This is a genomic window from Nocardiopsis listeri NBRC 13360, assembly GCF_001570765.1.
Lineage (GTDB): Bacteria > Actinomycetota > Actinomycetes > Streptosporangiales > Streptosporangiaceae > Nocardiopsis > Nocardiopsis listeri.
On the sequence record NZ_BCSH01000025.1, the window covers coordinates 1 to 21983 of the forward strand.

The 21983-nt window shown below is 67.3% G+C and carries 25 protein-coding genes; 10 read left to right on the plus strand and 15 right to left on the minus strand.

Annotated features, from left to right (window positions below; all coding sequences use genetic code 11):
* Nucleotides 1–494: 494 nt before the first annotated feature.
* Entirely contained in the window at nt 495–1208 is a 714-nt protein-coding gene (locus NLI01S_RS08880) for a class I SAM-dependent methyltransferase (protein WP_067602136.1), read from the minus strand.
* A gap of 144 nt (nt 1209–1352) precedes the next feature.
* Between NLI01S_RS08880 and NLI01S_RS08885 the strand changes: the two genes are divergently transcribed.
* The 4 genes from NLI01S_RS08885 to NLI01S_RS08900 all read left to right on the plus strand — a co-directional run bounded on the left by NLI01S_RS08885 (nt 1353) and on the right by NLI01S_RS08900 (nt 4168).
* Entirely contained in the window at nt 1353–2183 is an 831-nt protein-coding gene (locus NLI01S_RS08885) for an SDR family NAD(P)-dependent oxidoreductase (RefSeq protein ID WP_067602139.1), read from the plus strand.
* Nucleotides 2184–2340: 157 nt separating this feature from the next.
* Nucleotides 2341–2604, plus strand: a complete 264-nt coding sequence (locus NLI01S_RS08890; RefSeq protein ID WP_014913038.1) for a phosphoribosyl-ATP diphosphatase — start codon at nt 2341–2343, stop codon at nt 2602–2604.
* Between the two features lie 89 nt (nt 2605–2693).
* Complete coding sequence (gene hisG, locus NLI01S_RS08895; protein WP_067602142.1) at nt 2694–3548, plus strand: ATP phosphoribosyltransferase; 855 nt, start codon at nt 2694–2696, stop codon at nt 3546–3548.
* Between the two features lie 131 nt (nt 3549–3679).
* A complete protein-coding gene (locus tag NLI01S_RS08900) occupies nt 3680–4168 on the plus strand; it encodes a permease-like cell division protein FtsX (RefSeq protein ID WP_067602145.1) in 489 nt (162 codons plus the stop codon).
* On the opposite strand, the gene NLI01S_RS08905 is transcribed toward NLI01S_RS08900, so the two are convergent.
* Nucleotides 4108–4554, minus strand: coding sequence for a DoxX family protein (locus tag NLI01S_RS08905; protein WP_067602148.1), 447 nt, complete (start codon nt 4552–4554; stop codon nt 4108–4110). The two genes, NLI01S_RS08900 and NLI01S_RS08905, sit on opposite strands and share 61 nt — an antisense overlap.
* A gap of 350 nt (nt 4555–4904) precedes the next feature.
* Between NLI01S_RS08905 and NLI01S_RS08910 the strand changes: the two genes are divergently transcribed.
* Nucleotides 4905–5630: a spermine/spermidine synthase domain-containing protein gene (locus tag NLI01S_RS08910; RefSeq protein WP_067602150.1), complete on the plus strand. Its 726-nt coding sequence runs from the start codon at nt 4905–4907 to the stop codon at nt 5628–5630.
* A 445-nt stretch (nt 5631–6075) separates the two neighbouring features.
* On the opposite strand, the gene NLI01S_RS25160 is transcribed toward NLI01S_RS08910, so the two are convergent.
* From NLI01S_RS25160 to trxA, 8 genes are all read right to left on the minus strand, one after another.
* Nucleotides 6076–6246: a hypothetical protein gene (locus tag NLI01S_RS25160; protein WP_190318406.1), complete on the minus strand. Its 171-nt coding sequence runs from the start codon at nt 6244–6246 to the stop codon at nt 6076–6078.
* Nucleotides 6247–6323: 77 nt separating this feature from the next.
* The gene (locus NLI01S_RS08915) at nt 6324–6542 is read right to left on the minus strand and encodes an EF-hand domain-containing protein (protein WP_067602152.1); all 219 of its coding nucleotides are present in this window, start codon (nt 6540–6542) and stop codon (nt 6324–6326) included.
* A 126-nt stretch (nt 6543–6668) separates the two neighbouring features.
* The gene (gene pstA / locus NLI01S_RS08920; RefSeq protein WP_067602154.1) at nt 6669–7577 is read right to left on the minus strand and encodes a phosphate ABC transporter permease PstA; all 909 of its coding nucleotides are present in this window, start codon (nt 7575–7577) and stop codon (nt 6669–6671) included.
* Nucleotides 7574–8578 (minus strand): phosphate ABC transporter permease subunit PstC, encoded by a 1005-nt coding sequence (gene pstC, locus NLI01S_RS08925; RefSeq protein ID WP_067602157.1) that lies wholly within the window; start codon nt 8576–8578, stop codon nt 7574–7576. The genes pstA and pstC overlap by 4 nt, the downstream gene beginning before the upstream one ends.
* Before the next feature lie 160 nt (nt 8579–8738).
* Nucleotides 8739–9944, minus strand: a complete 1206-nt coding sequence (gene pstS, locus NLI01S_RS08930) for a phosphate ABC transporter substrate-binding protein PstS (RefSeq protein WP_067602159.1) — start codon at nt 9942–9944, stop codon at nt 8739–8741.
* Nucleotides 9945–10344: 400 nt separating this feature from the next.
* Nucleotides 10345–11130 carry a response regulator transcription factor gene (locus NLI01S_RS08935; protein WP_067602162.1) on the minus strand — a complete coding sequence of 262 codons (786 nt, stop codon included), beginning with the start codon at nt 11128–11130 and terminating at the stop codon, nt 10345–10347.
* Between the two features lie 49 nt (nt 11131–11179).
* Complete coding sequence (gene pstB, locus NLI01S_RS08940) at nt 11180–12052, minus strand: phosphate ABC transporter ATP-binding protein PstB (protein ID WP_067602165.1); 873 nt, start codon at nt 12050–12052, stop codon at nt 11180–11182.
* Nucleotides 12053–12458: 406 nt separating this feature from the next.
* Nucleotides 12459–12830: a thioredoxin gene (gene trxA / locus NLI01S_RS08945; RefSeq protein ID WP_067602168.1), complete on the minus strand. Its 372-nt coding sequence runs from the start codon at nt 12828–12830 to the stop codon at nt 12459–12461.
* A 275-nt stretch (nt 12831–13105) separates the two neighbouring features.
* Between trxA and NLI01S_RS08950 the strand changes: the two genes are divergently transcribed.
* Nucleotides 13106–13453 (plus strand): YidH family protein, encoded by a 348-nt coding sequence (locus NLI01S_RS08950; protein ID WP_067602171.1) that lies wholly within the window; start codon nt 13106–13108, stop codon nt 13451–13453.
* Nucleotides 13450–13809 carry a DUF202 domain-containing protein gene (locus tag NLI01S_RS08955; protein WP_067602174.1) on the plus strand — a complete coding sequence of 120 codons (360 nt, stop codon included), beginning with the start codon at nt 13450–13452 and terminating at the stop codon, nt 13807–13809. Before NLI01S_RS08950 ends, NLI01S_RS08955 begins: the two co-directional genes overlap by 4 nt.
* Nucleotides 13810–14081: 272 nt before the next feature.
* On the opposite strand, the gene NLI01S_RS08960 is transcribed toward NLI01S_RS08955, so the two are convergent.
* The 3 genes from NLI01S_RS08960 to NLI01S_RS08970 all read right to left on the minus strand — a co-directional run bounded on the left by NLI01S_RS08960 (nt 14082) and on the right by NLI01S_RS08970 (nt 16809).
* Nucleotides 14082–15065: an NAD-dependent epimerase/dehydratase family protein gene (locus NLI01S_RS08960; protein WP_067602176.1), complete on the minus strand. Its 984-nt coding sequence runs from the start codon at nt 15063–15065 to the stop codon at nt 14082–14084.
* A gap of 99 nt (nt 15066–15164) precedes the next feature.
* A complete protein-coding gene (locus NLI01S_RS08965; RefSeq protein WP_067602179.1) occupies nt 15165–15878 on the minus strand; it encodes a PIG-L deacetylase family protein in 714 nt (237 codons plus the stop codon).
* A 112-nt stretch (nt 15879–15990) separates the two neighbouring features.
* Nucleotides 15991–16809 (minus strand): WbqC family protein, encoded by an 819-nt coding sequence (locus tag NLI01S_RS08970; protein ID WP_084392419.1) that lies wholly within the window; start codon nt 16807–16809, stop codon nt 15991–15993.
* Between the two features lie 267 nt (nt 16810–17076).
* Here NLI01S_RS08970 and NLI01S_RS08975 point away from each other — a divergent pair, with 267 nt between their 5' ends.
* Both NLI01S_RS08975 and NLI01S_RS08980 read left to right on the plus strand, forming a co-directional pair.
* Nucleotides 17077–18654: a glycosyltransferase family 2 protein gene (locus NLI01S_RS08975; protein WP_067602182.1), complete on the plus strand. Its 1578-nt coding sequence runs from the start codon at nt 17077–17079 to the stop codon at nt 18652–18654.
* 308 nt (nt 18655–18962) lie between these two features.
* Entirely contained in the window at nt 18963–19382 is a 420-nt protein-coding gene (locus NLI01S_RS08980) for a DUF3817 domain-containing protein (protein WP_190318407.1), read from the plus strand.
* Here the strand turns inward: NLI01S_RS08980 and NLI01S_RS08985 are convergent.
* Nucleotides 19358–20158, minus strand: a complete 801-nt coding sequence (locus NLI01S_RS08985; RefSeq protein ID WP_067602184.1) for an SURF1 family protein — start codon at nt 20156–20158, stop codon at nt 19358–19360. The two genes, NLI01S_RS08980 and NLI01S_RS08985, sit on opposite strands and share 25 nt — an antisense overlap.
* Before the next feature lie 362 nt (nt 20159–20520).
* Nucleotides 20521–21054: a DinB family protein gene (locus NLI01S_RS08990; RefSeq protein ID WP_067602187.1), complete on the minus strand. Its 534-nt coding sequence runs from the start codon at nt 21052–21054 to the stop codon at nt 20521–20523.
* Between the two features lie 151 nt (nt 21055–21205).
* Between NLI01S_RS08990 and NLI01S_RS08995 the strand changes: the two genes are divergently transcribed.
* Nucleotides 21206–21973 (plus strand): alpha/beta fold hydrolase, encoded by a 768-nt coding sequence (locus NLI01S_RS08995; protein ID WP_067602190.1) that lies wholly within the window; start codon nt 21206–21208, stop codon nt 21971–21973.
* The last annotated feature ends 10 nt before the right edge of the window (nt 21974–21983 follow it).

Below are 21983 nucleotides of genomic sequence, written 5' to 3' on the forward strand. Positions count from 1 at the left end.
AACGCGGAGACGCGTTGGCGCACGTCGAGAGGCATGGTCGTGGGAGTTGTGTCGTTCGCCCTCGTGGACGTCGCTTCGACCGCCTGGGTGAGCGTCACGTTGCCTCCTCCACATGGTCCACTACATGACCTGGGAAAATAGGTGAGATGTAGGACTCCGCGCACATGCGATCGGTTCACACGGGATCGGTGTGGAAAACGTAGACGCAGGGATGGTGGCGCGGGATGAGCCTCGGGGGACTTTGACCAGATATCAGGAACTTTTAACGCGCGGTATGGCGAATCGGCTGATGTCGGTCGTTCCAGAAAAGAACGTCTCCCCCGGAGGTCAACGCGAGACTACCCGCGCCGTGGGACTCCTGCGACCGTAGTGCAAAGTGATGCAGGTCACCCAAAAGGGGAGATGGGGGGACCTCGGGGGGTTCCTCGTCTTCGGCGCTCGAAAAAGGCCGAGTGGGACGGTGTGTCGCCCACCCGGCCGGGACTTCGCCGAAGTCAGCCTCGGAGGTCGTTCCCCGGCTTGCGAAGGTGGTGGACCCACGCGGGCGGGACGTTCGCGAAGACCTTCTCCGAACCGATCCCGTAGCGGTCGATCCAATCCTGGACCACCCAGCTCGTCCGAGCCTGGCGCAGGTAGTCCTCGCGCTTGGCGATGACCGCCTTGACCCCCTTCGTGTACAGGTATCCGTAGAACGACAGCGTTCCGCCGGGGCGGAGCACCGTGAAGTAGTAGTCGAGGATGTCCTTCACCTGGTCCGCGGTGAAGTTGGCGAACGGCAACCCGGACACGATCACGTCGTAGGTCCGGTCGGTGCCCAGGTCGTTCACCAGGCAGGCGTGCACCGTGGCGGAGTCGGCGATCCGGGACATGTCAGGGTCGGTCGACAACAACTCCTCGACGTGGGCGGCGAACTCGGGATTCGCCTCGACGAGGTCGAGAGTGTCGCCGGGGCGCATGGCGGCCGCGATCCCACGGCTGATGGCGCCGGTGCCGGCGCCCGCCTCCAGGATGCTCAGGGCCCCGTCGGGGTCGGTGCGGTGGCGGATGTGTTCGGCCATCTCATGGGCGAGCGCACCACTACTGGGCAGGATGGATCCGGTGGCGTGGAAGGTTCGCAGCGCCTGGCCGAAGAACAGTCGGGTGTCGCGCAGTCGTTCCTGGAGTCGGAGGGCGGAAAGGGGTCCGGCATGGCTGTGTGTCTCGGACATGCTTGAACGCTAACGCCTCGGCGGGTCGTGGGGGAGTTGACACAGGCGTTTGTCCGGGAAACACCGGGTGGGTATCGCCACTAGGGAAACGGGAACCGGTGATGTGCCCGCGCCGTCCCACACCGCCCGCCCTACCCTGAGTGCATGAACGCACCGGACAGCCCATCCCCCGTCCCCGACCACCTCCGAACCGCGTTGGTCACCGGTGCCTCCAGCGGGATCGGTGAGGAGTTCGCCCGCAGGCTCGCCCAGCGCGGCCACGCCCTCGTCCTGGTCGCACGTCGCGCGGAGCTTTTGGAGGAGGTCGCCTTCGAACTGCGGGAGAGTTACGGAACGCCCGTCGAGGTCCTCGTCGCCGATCTGGGCGACCCCGAAGGCCTCGCCTCGGTCACCGAACGCCTCGCCGTGGACGGCACGGGGGGACTCGACCCCATCGACCTGCTCGTCAACAACGCAGGGCGTGGGGACGGCGGCGTCTTCGCCGAGCAGGACCCCGCCGAGATCGACGCGATGCTCGACCTCAACGTTCGCGCCGTCCTCCAACTGACCCGGGCCGTGCTCCCCGTCCAGATCGCCCGTCGGGCCGCCGGCGAGACCCGGAGACTGGGTGTGGTGAACGTGGCCTCCATGGCCGGGGAGATCCCCGCCAACCCGGGTGGTTCCGTCTACGGAGCGGGCAAGAAGTTCGTCACGATGTGGAGCGAGAGCGTCGCCGCCGAGGTACGGAAGAAGGGTGTGCACGTCACCGTGGTGCTGCCGGGGTTCGTTCGCACCGACATGACACGCGAGGTCCAGGCGCAGGGGATGCCCCAGTTCGCGTTCGTCCACAAGGAGCACATCGTCCGCGACGCGCTCACCGCGTGGTCGGCGGGGCGCCCTGCGGTCATTCCCGGCGCCCAGTACAAGACCGCCGACGGGCTACTGCGCCTACTGCCACGGCCCCTCGTGCGGGCCGTGGCGCGCCGCCTGGCCTGACCCGCGGAGCGGGTCCCGGCGGTGGACCCGAGCGGGGCCCGTGCCGTGACCTGGCACACCCGCGGTTCTCACATGCCGAGACACCTGGGCCCCGGTTGGGCACCGGTGGTCCAGAGCGCCTACTCTGGTAGAGCACTGTCGGTCGAGGAAAGAGACCATGAAGACCTTCGAAGAGCTGTTCGCCGAGCTGTCCGAGAAGGCACGCTCCCGCCCCGAGGGGTCCGGGACCGTCGCCCAACTCGACGCCGGCGTCCATGCCATCGGCAAGAAGGTCGTCGAGGAGGCAGCCGAGGTCTGGATGGCCGCCGAGTACGAATCGGACGAGCAGGCCGCGGAAGAGATCTCGCAGCTCCTCTACCACCTCCAGGTCCTGATGCTGGCCCGTGGCCTGCGGCTCGAGGACGTCTACAAGCATCTGTAGGTCGGCCCGCCCCGCGCCCCTTCCGGGCGCGAGCGTTCGCCGGCCACCGGACGTCCCCGTACACGTAAGAGCGATCAAGGAACCACGACATGCCCGACATGCTCAGAATCGCCGTGCCCAACAAGGGCCAACTGTCCGAGCCCGCCGTCCAGATGCTCACCGAGGCCGGTTACCGGCAACGCAAGAGCAGCCGTGACCTGGTGCTGGTCGATCCGGACAACAACACCGAGTTCTTCTTCCTGCGCCCCAAGGACATCGCCGTCTACGTCGGCGAGGGCATCCTCCAGGCCGGGATCACCGGCCGCGACATGCTGCTGGACTCCGGCGCGCCCGTCGACGAGGTCCTCCCCCTCGGCTTCGGTGGGTCCACCTTCCGGTTCGCGGCCCCCGGCGGCGCCGGAATGAGCATCGACGACCTCAACGGCAAGCGCATCGCCACGTCCTTCGACGAACTGCTCCGCTCCTACCTGGAGAAGCGGAACGTGTCGGCGCGGGTCATCCACCTCGACGGAGCCGTGGAGAGCTCGGTGCAGCTCGGTGTGGCCGACGCGGTGGCCGACGTGGTCTCCACCGGGACCACCCTGCGCAACGCCGGGATGGAGACCTTCGGTGACCCCATCCTGGTGTCCGAGGCCGTGGTCATTCGGCCCACGAACGCACCCGACAACCCCCAGATCGACCTGCTGCTGCGGCGGCTGCGCGGCGTTCTGGTGGCTCGGGACTACGTGATGATGGACTACGACGTGCACGCCGAGAACCTGGAGGGCGCGGTCGCGCTCACCCCGGGCATGGAGGGGCCGACGGTCTCCCCACTGCACCGTGAGGGCTGGGTCGCGGTGCGTTCGATGGTGCCGCGCAAGGAGGCCCAGCGCATCATGGACGACCTGTGGCAGCTGGGGGCCCGAGCGATCCTGGTCACCGACATCTACGCCTGCCGCCTGTAGGGGATCGACCCCCGCACGAACACGCCCCGTCCCGAACCGCCACAGACGCGGTTCGGGACGGGGCTTTTCGTTGCCCTTCGCGGCTCCGGCATCCTGGGGGCATCGTCGAAGAGAAACGAGGATAGTGGAAGATGCCCGCCTCCCCGCGTCCGGTCACCCTGGCCGCCGTCCCCCTCCTGATCGTGGTCACCGCCGGATGCCTTCCGCCGGGTTTGGACCGGGCTTCGTCTCCCGGCGATGACCAGGACCTGCTCAACGTCCTGGTGTGTTCACAGGCGTACCTGGACCCGTTGTGCGACGAGGGACGTGAGCACGGGTTCGACGACGAGATGGAGGAGATCGAGACCTTCCTGAACCAATCGCCCGAGGTCGAGTCGTATCTCTTCGTCACTCATGAGGAGGCCTACCGGCGGTTCCTCGAAAAGTCGGATGAGGACCCGCCGGAGGGGTTGGCCCCTGATGACCTCCCGTCCCGATACGACGTGAGGGTCCAAGACAGTGACCGACGTGAGGCACTCGCCTCGGCGATGGCGGACATGTGCGGGGTGGTGGAGGTCCACTACGTCGAAGCCGGTGAGGAGACGCTCACCGACTTCCCCGGGGCCGGGTCGGGGTGCTGAGCGTCGGCGGGACGTGACTGTAGGGCCGCCCAGATCAGCGGAACCTGAAGGGGCACGCGGCCCCAGGCGATGAGCCGGTTGTCGGCCGGACCAGGCAGTCGGCCCGAACCCGAGTCCAGGGCCATCTGTACGTTGGCGGGCCATACGGACAGCAACAGCGTGGCGGCGGCCGGGCCGGCCCACTTCCGCCGAGTCAGCAGGCCGACCCCGCAGGCCAGTTCCGCAGCCCCGCTGCCGTATACGAACGCGCGGCGGGCGGGCAGCCGCCGAGGCATGATCGCCTCGAACGGCTTCGGGGTGATGAAGTGCAGCACCCCGGAGGCGACGAACAGGCCTCCGAGTGCCCGCGGGGCCACCCTGCGCAGTACGCTTGCAAGATCGCTCATGAACTCTCTCCCTCTCGTGACGCGCCGGGACCCAACCTACTCGCCGGTAAACAGCGGGTCGCGCGACACCCCCTGGGGAAACGGTTCACCTCGACCACCTTGCGGGCACCGTCGGCGGTCGACACCGGCGGCCGCGTCCGCCCGCGCAGGACCTTGAAGAACCCGCGCGCCGGTTCCCCGGCGGAAGGCGGCCTCCGCCCGGCTTCTCGGGTGACCGCGCGTCCCCGGTCTCCTGCGGCCACCGGGCCACCGGGCCCCCGCCCACCGACGATCGGTCCCTCTTCGTCCGGCGAAGGACGCATCTCCAGATCCCCCGGGCACCTTCCGCCCGAGCCGGGCACAATGGGGCCATGAACCAGCGAACGGGGCACCTCGTGCCGGAGGAAGAGACGGTCACCCTGGCCCGAGTGACCGGAGAGACCGGCGGCGACCTGGTGCTGCGCCGGGTGGGCGCGCACTACGAGATCTATTCCAACGGGGTCTTCCTCATGGACACCCGGGACGGCACGTCGGAACGGGAGATGGTCCGCGCGAGCCTGAACGCCCTACCGCAGGGGCGCTCGCACGCGCGCGTGCTGATCGGTGGGCTGGGCGTCGGCTTCTCCACCCGGGAAGCCCTCGACCACTCGCGGGTGGCGCGGGTGGACGTCGTGGAGTTGGAACCCCAGGTGATCGCCTGGCACGAGGAGGAACTAGGCGAGGCCGCGGACTTCGTCCACCACGACCCTCGCTGTCGGGTGTACAACGAGGACATCGTGGCCTGGCTGGCCAAGGCCGCGGCGAAGTCGGAACCCGCCCGCTACGACGTCATCTGTCTGGACACCGACAACGGTCCCGACTGGACCGTGGTGGAGAACAACAATCGCCTGTACGAGGCGGCCGGTCTGGAACGGCTCACCCGGTTGCTGGCACCCGAAGGGGTGCTCTCGTTCTGGAGCGCCAACGCCGTCGAGAGCTTCGAGAAGCTGCTCCGCGAACACTTCGAGGTGGTGGAGGTCGTGGAGGTCACGGTCGCCCGGGGCGTCCCCGACACCGTCTACCTCGCCTCGAAACCCCTGGCGGAGCGATCTGCCTAGATGAGTGATTCCCAGGGGGGAGGCGGGGGCGAGGGCGGCTGGTGGGGCGCCTCGGCTAGAGAACCTTCCGGTGGCCTGGCGGGGTGGGGGCGGGTTCTCCCTCCTTGAGGCAACGTTCTCGCCCTGGGCCACCGGGGGTGCGCCAAAGCCCCGCAGGCTCTGGCAACGTTGAACATCACCGTGCCGTTGAAGCGGTTCCTGGGGGCGAGGAGGGAGAGCCGACCCCACCGTCGTGGCTACCTCCTACCGGAGCCACTACCGCCAGGGCACCCCTGCCACAGGTGTTGGCGGCACCGCCCTGGCCGGCGGTGGTCGCCCCTCCAGCGCCGCCGCCCCCGTTCTCGTTCGCGCCAAGCCAGGCACCATCCCCTCTTCCAGGGCCGGAACCGTGTTGATCTTGCTACCAGGAGCGAAGCAAGCGCTTACCTTGCTACCAGGAGCAAGATCACGACGAGATCCACCACCAGACAGAGCCGGCCAACGCGGCGGAGACGCCGGCCCGCCACTCCTCGTCGGTGACCCGGCCGGTGATCGCCGGCAGCAGGTGGTCGGGGTGGAACGCGGTGCCGGCGAGGGTGCCCTCGGGAAGCCCGTACCGCCGGTCCACGGCGAGCATGCCTCCGTCCTCGGGTCACAGGCGAAGAACGCCGTCCACGTCGCACAGGACGGAGTGGTGGCGTTCATCCATCCTGGTCAGCCCTTGTTCTGGGACATGTAACGGGCGAACTCCTCCAGGGAGATGCGCTGGTCGCCGTCGGAGTCCATGGTCCGCACCACCTCGGCGGCCTGCTCCTCGGTGGTCTCGTCGCCGAGGTTGTGCATCAGGGAGGCCAGCTCCTGCGCGGAGATGAGGCCGTCGCCGTCGACGTCCACAAGGGCGAACGTGGCGGCGTACTCGGTGGTCTCGGGCATCGGGGGTCACACTCCGGATCGTCTCGTGATGAGGGTCCGGGCAAGGCTACCGCCGCCGGGCCGGACCGGGAAAGGTTCGCGGGGCCGTGCTCCGAACGGAACACGGCCCCGCGGCAAGGGGGTGGATCAGGTGGTGTTGGTGGAGGCCTTGGAACCGATCCACCGGGCGACCACGGTGAAGATCAGCACCAGCGCGAACAGGCACAGGGCCGCGCCCCAGGCGCGGTCCACCCCGGCCTCGAAGGGCTGGGCGGCGCCCTTGAAGAGCTGGAGTGGCACGGAGCCCTGCGGGTCGCCCTGAAAACTCGTGACGATGAGTCCGGAACCGAAGGCGGTCAGCATCAGGGGCGCCGTCTCGCCGATGCCCCGGGCGATCGCCAGCATCGAACCCGTCGTCAGGCCCGGCGCCGCGGTCGGCAGCACCGTGTGCACGATCGTCTGCCACTTGCGCGCGCCCAGACCGTAGCTGGCGTTGCGCATCTCGTTCGGGACCAGTCGCAGCATCTCCTCCGCGGACCTGGTCACGATGGGCAGCATCATCACGGCGATGGCCACGGCGCCCACGAAGGTACCGAAGCCCAGGCCGCCCCAGCCGATCACCAACAGGCCGTAGACGAACAGACCCACGAAGATCGACGGGATACCGGTCATCACGTCGGTGAAGAAGCGGATCGCCGAGGTCATTCGGTTGGGCCCGTACTCGACGATGTACACGGCGGTGGCGATGCCGAACGGGAGCGACATCAGGATGGCCAACGCCATGATGTACAGGGTTCCGAAGAACCCGGCCGCGTAGCCGCCGCCCTCGCGCCGGGGCGGGGGCTCGGTCTGGGTGAAGAAGTCCAGGTTCACCACGCCGATGCCGCGGCGGGTCACCTCGAAGATGATCAGCACCAAGGGGATCATGGCGATGATCATCGCGCCGGTCAGGAGCACGGTGGCGCTGCGGTCCTTGAACCGTCGGAACGCGGAACCCGGGGGACGTTGGTTCAGCGGAACGTGCTTGCGCGGGGGAGTCGAGGTCATGGTGCTCATACGGCGGCGTCTCCCGTCATGCGCCCCAGGCGCCAGACGATGACGCGGGCGAGGATATTGACGATCATCGTGACCAGGAACAGGGCGACACCGATGGCCATCAGTGCGGTCCTGGCCTCGGGGCCGGCCTCACCGAAGGTGGCGGCGATGTGCGAGGCCATGCTGCTACCCGTGCTGAACAGGCTCGAACCCCAGGACTGGGCGCCGCCGATGAGCATCAGGACCGCGATGGTCTCGCCCAGCGCGCGGCCCAGACCCAGCATGGCGGCGGCCACGATGCCGGAGAAGCTGGCCGGCAGCACCACCTTGCGCAGGACCTCCCACCGGGTGGAACCCAGGGCGTAGGCGGCCATGCGCTGGTCGATCGGGTGTACCACGATGACCTCGCGGATGATGGCGGTCATGATCGGCAGGATCATGATGGCCAGGACGATCCCGGCGGGCAGGTAGCCGACGCCGCGGACCGGGCCCTCGAAGAGGAAGAACCACCCGAACGTGTTCCCGAGGAACTCGAAGAAGGGGCGGAGCACGTTCGGTAGGAACCAGTGCAGGCCCCACAGACCGAAGATGACGCTGGGCACCGCGGCCAGCAGCTCCACCGTGTAGGAGAGCGGCTTGGCGAGACGGCGCGGCGCGAGGTGCGTGATGTAGAAGGCGACCATGATCGCCAGCGGCAGTGCGATGGCGATGGCGATGATCGAAGTGATCAGGGTGCCGTAGATGAACGGCCAGGCACCGTAGGTACCGGTGATCTCGGTCCGGGAGTTACCGGAGGTCCAGTCCTCGCCCGTGAGGAAGCCGAAGAAACCTTCCTTGGCGAAGACGGGCCAGGCTTCGGTGGTGGTGCGGATCACCATCAGGGCCAGGATGACCAGCACGATCGTTCCGCAGGCCGTGACGACCCACTTGAAGATCGGGTCGGCCATGCGCCCCTTGCCTGAACGGAGGGAACTGCGCCGGGGTTCCTCCGGGGCCGGGGCCTCGGGGGCCTGAGTGGACATTGTGCTTCTCCTTGATGGCTTTCGTGGGAGTCGGAGAGCGGTGCACCCCTGTTCTGCGTGCCCCCGGGGTGTGAGGGGCGGGGCGCCGAACCCGTGTTCTGCGCCCCGTCGTGTGCGGAAGGCGGTGGGGCCGAGACCCTGGGTCCCGGCCCCGGAGGGGTTACTCCTCCTCGGAGCCCTCTTCGGCCTCGGCGTCTTCCTCGGTGCCGGCCTCGGCGTCGTCACCGTCGGTGGCGTCATCCTCGGCGCCCTCCTCGGTGTCGCCCTCGCCCTCGCCGCCACCGTTCTCGGAGTTGGTCTTCTCCAGTTCGGCGATGACGCGCTCGGTCAGCTCGTCACCGAGCGGCGCGTAGCCCAGCTCGCCGGCGACGTCCTGAGCACTCTCGTCGCTCAGGGCCCAGGTCCAGAAGTCGATGATGGCGTCGGCGGTGGCGTCCTCGTAGCCGCAGGTGTAGGTGAAGATCCAGTTGGTACCGGCGATCGGGTAGCCCTCGCCACCGATGTCGTCGATCGCGAACTGGAAGTTCTCCGGAACCTCGGCCTCCTCGGAGGCGGCGATGGTGGCCTCGAGGGTCGGCTCGATCGGGGTGCCGTCCTCGTTGACGATGTGGGCGACGGACAGGCCCGCCTCCTGGGCGAAGGACTGGTTCAGGTAGCCCATGCCGCCCGGGTTCTGCGCGATGCCCTGCGCCACACCGTCGTTCTGCTGACCGCCGACCAGGCCGGACGCCCAGTCGAGCTCCTTGCCCTCGCCGTACTCGTCGGCCCACGACTCGACCTCGGTGGAGAGGTAGTGCGTGAACACCGCGGTGGTGCCGGAGCTGTCGGAGCGGTGGACCGGAACGATCTCGTCGTCGGGCAGGTCCATGTCCGGGTTGAGCTCGGCGATCGCCGGGTCGTCGAACGTGGTGATCTCGGTGGAGTAGATGTCGGCGATGGTCTGTGCGTCCAGGACCAGGCCGTCCAGCTCCGGGTTGTCGAAGGCGATGACGACGGAGCCGAACACGACCGGGAACTGGACGGCTTCGCAGCCGCGGGCCTCGGCGGCCGTGGCCAGGTCCTCGTCACCGAGGAACTCCTCGGAGGAACCGAAGTCGACGGTCTGCTCGAGGAACTGCTCGATGCCCGCGCCGGAGCCGACGCTCTGGTAGTTGATCTCGACACCCGGCTGGACGTCGCTGCTGTAGCTGTAGATCCAGTCCTGGAAGAGGGGGTCGGGGAAGCTGGCCCCGGCACCGGTCAGCGAAGCGCTGAGCTCGGCGTCTGTACTGGCGGCACTGCCGTTGCCCTCGTCTCCGCTGCTGCACGCCGCCGCGAGCAGGGGGATGGCCGCCAGAACGGCGAGCTTGGAACGCCCGTTGCGCATGTCGTAGTTCTCCTCGTTGAATCACCGCTGTCGGGGCTGACGTAAAACGACACTAGGCGTGCAGAAAGACCCCGGGTCATCGGATGAGAAGACGTTCGATAGAAGAAGAGTGAATGCCGGATGAACGAAAGTCACTTTCCGATAACGGGAGCCGTGTGGGTCGATTTCCGTTATCTCGCATGTTCGGCGAGTGACGTGCCGGTTCACCCACTTGAACTGCGGAAATAAAAAAGTGGTGTGGAGGGGAGGGAGTGTTCACCCCTGGTTCCGATGACGTGTCGGATGCCGCTGTGTCACCTGAACGTGTGCCGGAGAAGGCCGCTTCGCGACATGAGGGAACGACCTCACCGGTCGCGCCGGAGGGCCTTTCTCGTGGAATACGGAAGATTCTTTCTCCGGCCTATCCGCCGTTTCCCGTGTCGAGTCGATAACCGATCCCGCGCACCGTGTGGATGAAGCGGGGACTGGCCTCGGAATCACCGAGCTTGTGCCGCAGTCGACGGATGTGCACGGCGATCGTGTTGTTCACCGGGGGCAGGGGCTTGTGCCACACCTCGGTCCACAGTTCCTCGCGGCTGACTACGCGACCGCTGTTGCGCAACAGGAAGTCCATGATCCCGAACTCCCGCAGGGCCAGGTTGACCGGCTGCCCGTCCACGAAGAGTCGGTGGCCCAACGCGTCCAGTTCCAGGTCGCCCGAGCGAAGCGCCGAGGGAGGAGCGGTGGAGTTCTCCAGCAGTCCTTCGGTTCCCGGCAACGAACCGCGCAGCAGCGCAGAAAGTTCCGGGATCCGGTAAGGCCGACTCACGCACGCCGTCGCACCCGCGGCCAGAGCCCGGACCGCCCGTTGTGAGTCACCCGGGCCCACCCCGATGAGGATGGGGATGTCCGTGGCCCGCCGGGTCACCCGAACCAGGGTCTCCAGATCGACCTCCGACGGATCAGAGCTGGTCAGCAGGGTGTCCGGGCGCAACAGTCCCACTCGCAGAAGGGCCTCCGCACCGTCCACGCACACCGTGATGTCCACGTCGTGTCCACTCAGTGACAGCACCAGCTGGTGCGACTGTTCGGACTCGGGTTCCACCAGCAGAACGCGCAGTGGACCCTCGGCCCGATCCGTGCGGGCCTCGTCGTCCGGTGCGCCCGAAGGAGGCGGAACCGGTGAGGAGGAGGCGAGCGCGGTCATGGGCGGGGTCCACTTCGTCGAGGGGGTGGTCGGGTGGCGCGCGTCGGGTCTACCCGAAGCGGCCCGAGATGTAGTCCTCGGTGCGCTGGTCGGCCGGCTTGCTGAAGATCGTCGTGGTCTCGTCGAACTCCACGAGACTGCCGAACCGGTCGCCGGCGTCGTCCACGCCCGCGGTGAAGAACGCGGTGCGGTCCGAGACGCGGGCCGCCTGCTGCATGTTGTGCGTGACGATGACGATCGTGTACTCGGCCGCCAGCTCGTACATCAGGTCCTCGATCTTGAGCGTGGCGATCGGGTCCAGGGCGGAGCAGGGCTCGTCCATGAGGATGACCTCGGGGTGCACCGCGATGGTGCGGGCGATGCACAGACGCTGCTGCTGACCACCGGACAGCGCGAAGGCGCTGTCCTTGAGCTTGTCCTTGACCTCGTCCCACAGGGCGGCCTTGGTGAGGGTCTCCTCGACCAGGTCGTCCATGTTGCCGCGCATCCCATTGATCCGGGGACCGTAGGCGACGTTGTCGTAGATCGACTTGGGGAACGGGTTCGGCTTCTGGAAGACCATGCCGATACGGCGGCGGACCTCGATCGGGTCAACGTCGGAGGCGTACAGGTCCTCGCCGTGGTAGGTCACCCTGCCCTCGACCCGGGCACCCGGGATGAGGTCGTTCATACGGTTCAGGGTGCGAAGGACGGTGCTCTTGCCGCAGCCGGACGGACCGATCATCGCGGTGATCTGGCGCGGACCCACCTGTAGGTTCACGTCGCGCACGGCCTTGTTGGACCCGTAGTGGATCGACAGGTCGGCGATGTCGAAGACGGGGTCGCCCAGGTCGGGAACCTCACGGTTGTACCGGACGGTGTCGGGGGCGACTCCGCGGCCGGACTCGGTTCCGCGAGGGGACGCGGTGTTGCTGACAGACATGTGGCCACTTCCGGTTCGGACGGGGCTTGCGCGGTGTCCTCACTCGGGGACGACACCCGCGGCGCGCGGTCGACACCCATCGAAACGGGTGAGCGTGAAGCCAAGGTGAACGAACCTCGTGGCCAAGATGAACGTGGGAGGTGGAGTGGGAAGCCCCCGGTGACCTTCCGGTGTCCTCCTCGTTGAGCGGGGTACGTCGCCGAGGGCAGGGTGCGTGCCGGAAAGTGTGTCAGGTGGAACGGCCGTGGCCAGGGGCAGGCCACAGCCGGCCGACGCCCGGCGTCGCTTCGAACGCCCGCGTCACACGCGGTGATGGCGTCGATGGTCGCTCCCGGACGGACGAAGGCCGCCCCCGCCGTCCCGGGGGACGGTTGCGAGGACGGCCGAACCCGCTGCGGGCAAGGACCTACTGCCGGGACTCGCCCTGCTCGGCGATCTTGCCCTTGACCTCGTCCATGTCGAGCTCCCGGGCCTGGGTGATCAGGCTCTCCAGTGCCTCGGAGGGGAGCGCGCCCGGCTCGTTGTAGATGACCGTCTGGTCGCGGACGATCATCAGGGTCGGGATGGACTGGATCTTGAACTCGAACGCCAGCTCGCGCTGCGCCTCGGTGTCCACCTTGGCGTGCACGATGTCGCCGTGCTTGTCCGAGGATTCCTCGAAGACCGGGGCGAACTGTCGGCAGGGGCCGCACCAGTCCGCCCAGAAGTCGATGAGAACGAAGCTGTTGTCCTTCAGCGTCTCGGCGAAGTTGTCTTTGGTGAGTTCGACGGTGGACACGTGGTCTCCTGCTCTTCGTTCGTCTTGTGGTGTCGACCGGTGGCCAACTGCCATCCTCCTGGGTCCTACAGCGGTCGTGCCCGCTTGTTTGTTCCACATGCGTGCGGGAGGCCACCGAACGTCCCGATGGCCTGCCGGTTTCCAACTCAACACGTGTTTCATATCGGTTTGGGAGGTAAGCCTCCCTGAGGTTAGTGTCGCCGTGCGGGACACGGGTTCGTTGTGCCGTCCGTGATCTGGAGCCGTGGGCCGAACGCGTGAAACCAGGGGGACCGATGAGTACGGGAGAAGCCGAGGGCGACGAGGCCGTCGACTACCGGTTCACCCTGGCCAACGAGCGCACCTTTCTGGCCTGGATCCGTACCGCGTTGGCCCTGCTGGCCGGGGCCGTCGCCGTGCTGCACCTGCTTCCGCTGGGTTGGGCCGAGGCGCCGCGCACCGCGGTCGGACTGCTCCTGGCCCTGATCGCCGGGGTGGTGACGGTGTACGCGCCGGTGCGCTGGTTCCGTGTCCAGCGCATCATGCGCCGTGGCGACACCCTGCCGATGAGCGCCCTGCCCATCGTGACCACGTTCGTCGTGGGACTGGTTTGTCTGGTGGTTCTCCTGGGGAACCTGCTGTGATCCGGCGGGATCCGGGCCTGCAACCGGAGCGCACCCTGCTGTCCTGGCAACGCACGCTCATCCTGGTGGTCCTCGTGGGGCTGCTGTACCTGCGTGGACCGTTCGTTCCCGGGGCCGGCGTGGTCCCCGAGGTTCCGGTGCCGCTCAGGGTGGGCGTCATGGCCTTGTCCCTGTTGATGTGCGGCGGTCTCGGACTGCACCTGTGGCTGAGGTGGCGAAGGACCGAACACGGTGCGCGGGAGAAGGGGGGCGCCGGTCCACCGTTGAGCGTGGCCCGTCCTTGGGCCCTGATCCTGTTGAGCACCGGTGTGTTCGCGCTGACCGTGGCCGTGACGGCGACGGTGATCGTGCCCTGAACCGGTGTGCGCCCGCGGGGCCGGTCGATGTCCTGTCACGGGCGCAGACGTCTCATGCCCTGTGACGGGCGGTTCGGTCGCGCTCTCGCGTACCGAAGGCTGGTGGGGCTCGTGTGGAAACCTCGGGCCGGAGCCGTTCCCTGCTCGGGTGTGGGCGGCGACCGATGGTGAGGCGGGGACCTGGCCTCGTGCCCGCTCGTGGCCGTGCGCTGCTCGGGTGGAAGGTACGAACGCGGGCGGCGGGGCACCCGACGAACTCCCGTTACTCGGAACTATGCGGGCTGTGGAAGTGCCTCGGTCGAACGACGGTGCCGCACGATGGAGTCGATGATCGTGTTCAGGTCCCTGGTCGGCTCGTAGCCGATCAGCCGCGCGGCCAGCGAGGTGTTCGGGTAGCGGCGCTGCATGTCCTCGTACCCCTCACCGTAGGCCTGCTCGTAGTCCATGTAGGTGATCTCGCTGCGGGAACCGGTCAGTTCCACGACCCGGTCGGCCAGGCCCTTGATCGACACCTCTTCGTGTCCACCCAGGTTGACGGCCTGGTTGTAGGCATCCGGGGTCTCCAGGAGCCGGGTCAGGGCCGGAACCACGTCGAAGACCGAGCCGAAGCAGCGGCGCTGTGTACCCGTGCCGTACACCGTGATCGGCGCGTCGCTCAAGGCCTGGTCGACGAACCGTGGGACGACCATGCCGTACTGCCCGGTCTGCCGAGGTCCCACCACGTTGAAGAAACGGGTGATGACGCACGGGACCCCGGACTCCTTGCCGTGGACGTGCGCCACCAGTTCGTCCAGGCCTTTGGCGGCGGCGTAGGACCAGCGGCTCTTGATGGGAGAGCCGTAGATCCGGTCGTCGTTCTCGGTGAGGCCGTTCGCGTCGTTCTTGCCGTAGACCTCACTGGTCGAGGCGACCATGTAGGGGACCCGATGCCGGACCGCGGCCTCCACGACGGTCTCCGTCCCGTGCAGATTGGTGCGCAAGGACTGGAGCGGCTTGTCGACGATGTTGTAGACCCCCACCGCGGCGGCGAGGTGGAACACGGTGTCCGCCTCCGCGACGAGTGCGTCCACCAACTCCCGGTCCAGGATGTCGCCCTGGACGAAACGGAACGCCGGTGAGTCCTGCAACTGGGACACGTTGGACAGTGATCCGGTCGAAAGGTCGTCCAGCACGATGACCTCGTGTCCCTGGGCGACCAGGTGATCGCTCAGGTGCGAGCCGATGAACCCGGCTCCGCCGGTGATGACAGCCTTCATGGTTTCCCCTCCACTGCGGGCTTTGATCGGTTTCTCTTCTTCGCGGGGGACTGGGTGCGCTGGGGACGGGTGGGGGAGTTCTGGCGCCTCATGGGACGTTCAGGCCAGGTGTCGGAGCACGTGGTAGCCCTCGCCGAGGGCCACCCCGGCCTGCATGCCCCTGAGGACGGCGAGGCTGCGCAGGGTGAGTTCGGAACGGGTGTGCGGGTGCTCATGGCTCTGCGATCCGTACAGTTCCATGCCTTGGAGTTTGGCCAGCAGGTCCTCCTCCTCGAGTTCGACGATGAGGTTGGGCGACTCCACCGGTTCGGTCCGCCACTGGTCGGCCGCCTCCTCGTAGGCCATCACCAGGCCGGGGTGGTGGCGCAACCGGTTGTTGGAGGGGCGCAGGGCGGTGTGGACGGCCTCGGCGGTCGCCTGGTGGTCCTGGTTGTAGCTGGTGCGGTGGGGGATGAGTACCACGGTGGGTCGGAGCCGGGCGATCGACAGCGGACTCTCCTGCTCCACGAGCCGAGCCAGTTCCACGCGAGGGATGCCGTCGAGTCGCAAGTGGTTCGAGTCGCCCGGCAGGGCCATGTGCCAGTCGTCCCAGTGGAAGTGCTCAGAGGCCCTCTTGATCTCGGTGTGGCGTTCCTGGGCCGTGGAGAAGCCCTTCGGGGATTGGTCGGCGGTGTCGCCGACCGTTATGAACTGGACGTAGACCTCCGCGCCCGCGTGCTTGGCCTTGCTCATCAGGCCGCCGCAACCGAGGGTCTCGTCGTCAGGGTGGGGGGAGTAGACCAGGAGACGCTCCTGTGACCAGTCCATCGTCATGTCGGTTTCCCGTCCTTTGCCGAATGTGGGGGGCGATCGGTGGTTACCCGGGCCGTTCTCGACCTCGTGCCGTGGCCCGGGAGGGCGGTGACCCGATGTGCCGACCAGTGGGTCAGTCGCGGGTTCTTGCCTGTCGGAGTACGTGCAACGAGTCCGGTCCGGCGTTGAGTAGGAGATCGATCGCCGCCAGGCGGGGGATGAACGGTTCGGTGCCCTTGCGAGTGGGTTGCGGGTACTCCGGGTGCCGGAAGTCCTGCCACTCGATGTTCACTCCGTAGCGGTCCGTGATCTCGGGGTCCATGTAGCCCTTGGACCCTTCACCCGCGAGCAGCGTGCTCGCGCCGGCCTTCGCGCAGATCTGTGCGAGCAGCTCGCTCTTGGACCCGGGAAAGTCCCCGAGATCCCCTGCGCGCAGAATCGGTGTGTCGATACCGAACCCGCGCATCAGCATGCGTGTGGTCGCGATGGACAGATCTGCGAGATTCTCCCACTCGGTCTCGTACAGGTGAGCGATTTCTTCTTTGTAATCGTCCCAGTACGGGGCCTTGCGGTAACAGTGTTCCGCCAGTGCCCTGTAGTGCTTCATCCTCCATTTCTGGGTGTTGTCGATCTTCTTGTCCCGAATGAGTTCGTCCCTGCTCGCCTGCTCTACCGGGACGGTCAGCAGGACCGGCTCACCGGATCCCGCTACGTAGTTTCGGTTCTGCCATCCACGGCGTTCGAACTGGACCGTGTCGAGCATGATGAACCGGTCGGAGCGGTCGATCTTGTCGATGAGCCCCAACCAGGGCCAATAGTGCGGCTGGTGGATCGCCACCGTCGCTCGACCGGGTACGTCGCTGGTGGGCGAGGTGTGCTGCCGGGTGCCGACGTGGTCGGGGTGGGCAGGATCTGGCGATGGGGAACGTGAGTCGCCGATCACGCCTGGCATTCTCCTTCTCTCGTGGGTCACGGGGAGGCGAATACTTTCCGACTACTAAGCCGTATCGGATATTCCGGTGACGTTGACTGTCACCGGTTCGCCTCAAATATCCTCTAATGGTTACCACCTCACGCAAGCCCGTGTATACGATTTGCGTGGCCTACATAGGACGCGAACCCGGGTGAACCCACCGGTCGCGTAGGGCGTCAACCTAACACCGACTTTGCGGGTTAATGTCGGTCCGAAACCGATAACTGTCGGAGGAGTCCTAGGGCTGTGCGTATCGCGCGTTTCATCGGTGGCCTACTGGCCGGGCTGATCGGCCTGGTGCCGGCCGTCGTTCTCTTCGTCTTCTGGTTCGACTTCGCCACGGACATGGCCGCCGCGTCCGGGCTGGGGGCCCTGGGCTACGTGTTCCTGTGGATGGCCTTCGGGCTCAACCTCCTGCTGTGGACCGTCATGGGCCTGCTCCGGCTGGCGGAGGACGGTGCCAGGGCGGCTCTGCGCCGTGATCCGGAGCGCAGGAGGAACCGTGTGTCGGCCCGCGGCCGTGAACGCGAAAGGGTGCTCGTCGGAGCCGGCGGTGGTGACACCGGTGGCACGAGCGAGACCGGTGACACCGGCGAAACCGTCGTGGCCGAGAGCGGCGACGACGAGGTGGCCGAGGGGACCCTGATCCGGACACCATCGGAAGATGATTCGGTCGCGACCGATCCGGACGACATCACCATCGCCGTCATCATCCCGGCGCACAACGAGGAGCCGGTGATCGACACGGCCATCTCCTCGGCGCTGGGTCTGTTCGACCGCTGGGACATCTACGTGGTCTCGGACTCCTCCAAGGACTCCACCGCCGAGATCGCCGCGAGGACCGGTGTGAACGTCCTCGAACTCCTCACCAACCGGGGCAAGGCGGGCGCCATCGAGGCGGTCATCGAGGAGTTCGCGCTGACCGAGAACTACGACGGCGTGCTGATCCTGGACGCCGACACCGAACTCCACCCCGGGTACGTCGAAGGCGCCAAACGACAGCTGGCCGACCCCGACGTCGCCGCCGTGGCCGGTTTCGTGGTCTCCGAGTGGAAGCCGCGGGAACGTGGCATCGTCGGACGGATCATCTCGGCCTACCGGGACCGCCTGTACTTCATGCTCCAGTACTTCATGCGTTTCGGACAGACCTGGAAGCGCCTCAACGTCTCCTTCATCGTGCCGGGCTTCGCCAGCGTCTACCGCAGCCGCGCGCTCAAGCAGATCACCGTGAACCCGCCGGGGCTGGTGATCGAGGACTTCAACATGACCTTCGAGGTGCACCACAAGCGCCTCGGCCGGGTCTCGATGAACACCGACACCAAGGCCTTCAGCCAGGACCCGTTCACCTTCCGCGACTACCGCAAGCAGGTGGGCCGCTGGACACTCGGTTTCTGGCAGACGCTGCGCAGGCACAAGATGTGGCCCAGCCTCTTCTGTCTGTGCCTGGCGCTGTACGTGTTCGAGGTCGTCCTGGTCTCGCTGCTCCTCCTCGTCACGGTGGCCATCGCGGCGTTCGTGCTGCTCGGCACGTTCGCCGGCGACATGCTCACGGGGCTCCCGTTCTTCACCGACTCGTTCACCGCGGTGACGGCCTTCCTGCCACTGGCGGCGCTGGCCATCGGTCTGCTGGTACCCGACTACATGCTCACCTGCGTGATGACCATGATCCGGCGCAGGCCCTCGTACCTGTTCTACGGGCTGTTCTTCTTCCCGATCAGGGTCGTGGACTCCTACATCTCGCTGCGGATGATCCCAAAGGCCTGGACCGTCAAGTCCGACGGCCGCTGGAGCAGCCCCGTCCGGATCTCCAACAAGGACAAGTGAGGCCCGACGGCGAGAACGTGAGATCGAACGGCCACGCCCACCCCGAACGCGACGGGTCGCCGGCACCGCTTAGCCTCGTTGGAGGGGATCCGGGCCCTGCCGTTCAGAGCCTCCGCTAGCGCTTCGGCGTGTTCGGGCGCCCATTAAGTCAAGAACCTTCGGTACCTACGGTGTGATGGCTCGTTCCTCGCGATCCCACCTACGGCGCCTCCACGGGTTTCGGAGATCAAGGCTTGGCGGCGCCCGAACGGGTGACCCCCTGTGGTTCGACCAGTCGGTATGTAGTCGTTGAAGTGGGTGTGTCGGCAGTGGACAAGAGGCGTGTGTCGTTCGGGCTGTACCGGGTGTTGGCCTATGTGACGGGTGTCTTCCTGATCGGGTTGACCTTCGTCGCCATGCCCGCCAAGTACCTGGTCGGCGAGACCTCGATGTTCGCCCTCGCGCCCGCGCCGGAGGGCCTGGAACACTGGTTCGGCCCCGAGTCCCCGCTGATGCTCTTCATCGCGATGCCGCACGGCTACATCTACATGATCTACGTGCTGGTGGTCCTGTGGGTGTCGCTCGACCGTCGCTGGGGCGCCGGCCGCACCTTGGGCGTGGTGCTCGCGGGCACCATCCCGATCCTCGGTTTCGTGGTCGAGCACCGCGTCGTGAAGTCGGAGCGGGCCAAGGAGGAGCGGGCCGCGTCCGCCCACGGCGGGAGTCAGGAACCCGCGCCCACCTCTTGATCCGTCTGCGCCTTTCCGTCCTCTGAGGCCCCGCCCGATTCCCGGGCGCGGGCCTCCTTCAGGTCACGGCGCATGAGGAGGAACCAGAAGACCAGCGCGGACACCCCGAACATCGCCCACTGGACGGTGTAGCTGAGGCTGCGCCAGTTGATGGTGAACCCGGTCGGTGGTTCCGGCGGGGGCATGGCGGAGAGCCCGTCGACCGCGGGTTCCCGATCGGGGAGGGTGAGGTAGGCCGCGTACAGTCGCTGGTCCCACGCCGAGACCAGGACCGACGGGGCGATCCGCTCCACCGTGCCCTCCTCGGGCGCGCCCACGGGGACGAACCCATCCGAGGTGTCCTGCGGGGGCTGGAGCCACCCGGAGACGGTCACGTCTCCCTCGGGCACCGCCGGGATCGAGTCGGGATCCTCGGTCCAACCGCGGTTCACCGGCATCGCGACGCCCTCCTCGGTGACGAGGGGGACCACCACGGCGTAACCCTCGGCGCCGTCCAGGTACTGGGGCACCAGGACCTGGGAGTCGGCGTCGAAGTGCCCGCTCGCCTCGACCGCGGTGTTCGCGGTGAGGTCGGGGTGCAGGTATTCGCCGGGTTCGCCGAGCTCGTCGACCGTGATGGCGTCCGCGAGGTCCTCCACCGGGTTGGTGATGACGTCGCGGTCCGGTTCGAAGGCGCGTGTGCCCTGCCAGTAGGTACCGGCCACGCACACGATGGCGACGAGCACGGCCGCCAGGTGGATGCCGAGCCAACGTGGGCTGAGGAGAGGTGAACTCACTCGTCCAGGCTATGCGCGGGTCCGGGGAGGCGGCTCATGACCCCTGGTTGACGATGGCCACAGCCGCTTGGGCGTTCATCACCCGAGTAATGGCGATCACTTTAAGTAGTTCATCGTGACGCAGGGTTGTTATCCGTGGGAGTGGTGGGTACTGTTTGTATCAACGCGGAACGACAAGATCGCTTCCGCGGGCAGACCTTGTAGGTCGCGACTCCAGGGGGGAGGAGTCGCAGACCGTTCCCAGAGCGAGGGTCGCCTCCGTACTTTGAGGGGGGATGCGGAGGCGACTCTCGCCACCTCGTCCGGGGCGGGACCACCCACCGGTGGTCCCGCCCCGTCGTCGTGCGCGGGCCCCGGCCGGCTCAGCCCATGGTCTTCTGGCCGTCCAGGGACTCCCGGATGATGTCGGCGTGGCCACAGTGCTGGGCGGTCTCCCGGATCAGGTGCAGCAGCACGTCCCGCGCGGTCCACTCGGTGCCCTCCGGGAACCACGGCGCCGCGGGCAGCTTGTGGGTGATCTCCAGGTCCGGCAGGGAACGCACGTACTTGTCGGTGTCCTCCGCGCCCTTCGCGTAGTCGGCCAGCATCCCCTCCAGGGTCTCGTCACCGACCAGCCGGAAGGTGTTCTCGTGGAAGTCGTGGGTCTCCTGGGCCTCGTAGTCGACCTCCACCGGCCCCTCCTCGATGAACCGGATCCACCCGCGCTCGACCACGCTCAGGTGCTTGACCAGGCCCGCCAGGTGCAGCACGCTCTTCGTCGTGCGCGTGGTGGCCTGTTCCTGGTCCAGACCCTCGATCGTGGTGAGCAGGAACGCGCGCTGTTGGGCGAGGAAGTCCAACAGTGCCTCCCGCTCCACGTCGACCCGGTCGTTCGTGTGGGTGATCGTCGCCGTCATGGGAACCCCTTCGTCGTGTCCGTCTCGCTGGAATCGACACTAGAAAGCATGGCGGTCAGGCTCTGTCCGCGACTTCCGACGACCTCGGTACTTTTCTGGCACCGCCGAAAGCACTCCGGATAACCTGGCGGTCTGGCGACCCGGAGGATTCATGGCCCTGATTCCGCTCCAGTACCGACTCGACGGACCCGAACACGCGCCGGTGGTGCTGCTCGTGCCGCCGTTCGGCACCAAGATGTCGGTCTGGGAGCCACAGATGCCCGAACTCACCCTCAACCGTCGTGTGCTGCGGATCAACCACCGCGGTCACGGCCACTCACCGGACCCGGACGGTCCCTGCAATATCGAGGACCTGGCCCTGGACGTGCTGGGGGTCCTGGAGGACCTGGGGGTCAGCCGGGTGTCCGCGGCCGGTGCCGGGTTCGGCGCTTCGCTGCTGCTGTGGATCGCCGCGAACTCCCCGCGCACGCTGGATCGACTCATGCTCCTGGCGGCCGCGCCGCGCACGCCCGTCATGCACCGTTGGGACCGGATCGCGGACAGGGTGCGTACCGGCGGCATGGAGGCGGTCACGGCCGACGTGGTGTTGCCGTGGTTCACCCCCGACCTCGCCGACCGGCGCCCCGAGGTCGCGGCCCGCTTCAGCGAGGACTTCGACGGGATCGACCCGGCCGCGTACGCGTCGATCTGCGACGCGATCCAGCGCATGGATCAGCGCCATCTGGTCCCGGGGGTGCGGGTGCCCACCACCGTCGTCTCCGCCGCGCACGATCCGCTGCTTCCGCCCGGGCACGGCCGCAGGCTCGCCGACGGGATCGCGGGGGCCCGGTTCGAGGTGGTCTCCGGGGCCGCGCACCTCCTCGGTGTGGAGCGCGCCGATCGTGTCAACGAACTGCTGGTGGAACACGTGGCCGTCTGAGGCGGCGCGT

Excerpts from the sequence above, each read along its gene's own strand:
- pstB (WP_067602165.1), bottom strand. The coding sequence starts at position 12,052 with ATGTCTGTCAGCAACACCGCGTCCCCTCGCGGAACCGAGTCCGGCCGC.
- NLI01S_RS25160 (WP_190318406.1), bottom strand. The coding sequence starts at position 6,246 with ATGCTCGCCGTGGACCGGCGGTACGGGCTTCCCGAGGGCACCCTCGCC.
- NLI01S_RS08965 (WP_067602179.1), bottom strand. The coding sequence starts at position 15,878 with ATGACGATGGACTGGTCACAGGAGCGTCTCCTGGTCTACTCCCCCCAC.
- NLI01S_RS08880 (WP_067602136.1), bottom strand. The coding sequence starts at position 1,208 with ATGTCCGAGACACACAGCCATGCCGGACCCCTTTCCGCCCTCCGACTC.
- NLI01S_RS08885 (WP_067602139.1), top strand. The coding sequence starts at position 1,353 with ATGAACGCACCGGACAGCCCATCCCCCGTCCCCGACCACCTCCGAACC.
- NLI01S_RS08990 (WP_067602187.1), bottom strand. The coding sequence starts at position 21,054 with ATGACGGCGACGATCACCCACACGAACGACCGGGTCGACGTGGAGCGG.
- NLI01S_RS08960 (WP_067602176.1), bottom strand. The coding sequence starts at position 15,065 with ATGAAGGCTGTCATCACCGGCGGAGCCGGGTTCATCGGCTCGCACCTG.
- NLI01S_RS08970 (WP_084392419.1), bottom strand. The coding sequence starts at position 16,809 with ATGCCAGGCGTGATCGGCGACTCACGTTCCCCATCGCCAGATCCTGCC.
- pstS (WP_067602159.1), bottom strand. The coding sequence starts at position 9,944 with ATGCGCAACGGGCGTTCCAAGCTCGCCGTTCTGGCGGCCATCCCCCTG.
- NLI01S_RS08915 (WP_067602152.1), bottom strand. The coding sequence starts at position 6,542 with ATGCCCGAGACCACCGAGTACGCCGCCACGTTCGCCCTTGTGGACGTC.
- NLI01S_RS08890 (WP_014913038.1), top strand. The coding sequence starts at position 2,341 with ATGAAGACCTTCGAAGAGCTGTTCGCCGAGCTGTCCGAGAAGGCACGC.
- pstC (WP_067602157.1), bottom strand. The coding sequence starts at position 8,578 with ATGTCCACTCAGGCCCCCGAGGCCCCGGCCCCGGAGGAACCCCGGCGC.
- NLI01S_RS08950 (WP_067602171.1), top strand. The coding sequence starts at position 13,106 with ATGAGTACGGGAGAAGCCGAGGGCGACGAGGCCGTCGACTACCGGTTC.
- NLI01S_RS08935 (WP_067602162.1), bottom strand. The coding sequence starts at position 11,130 with ATGACCGCGCTCGCCTCCTCCTCACCGGTTCCGCCTCCTTCGGGCGCA.
- pstA (WP_067602154.1), bottom strand. The coding sequence starts at position 7,577 with ATGAGCACCATGACCTCGACTCCCCCGCGCAAGCACGTTCCGCTGAAC.
- NLI01S_RS08905 (WP_067602148.1), bottom strand. The coding sequence starts at position 4,554 with ATGAGCGATCTTGCAAGCGTACTGCGCAGGGTGGCCCCGCGGGCACTC.
- NLI01S_RS08995 (WP_067602190.1), top strand. The coding sequence starts at position 21,206 with ATGGCCCTGATTCCGCTCCAGTACCGACTCGACGGACCCGAACACGCG.
- NLI01S_RS08910 (WP_067602150.1), top strand. The coding sequence starts at position 4,905 with ATGAACCAGCGAACGGGGCACCTCGTGCCGGAGGAAGAGACGGTCACC.
- NLI01S_RS08900 (WP_067602145.1), top strand. The coding sequence starts at position 3,680 with ATGCCCGCCTCCCCGCGTCCGGTCACCCTGGCCGCCGTCCCCCTCCTG.
- hisG (WP_067602142.1), top strand. The coding sequence starts at position 2,694 with ATGCCCGACATGCTCAGAATCGCCGTGCCCAACAAGGGCCAACTGTCC.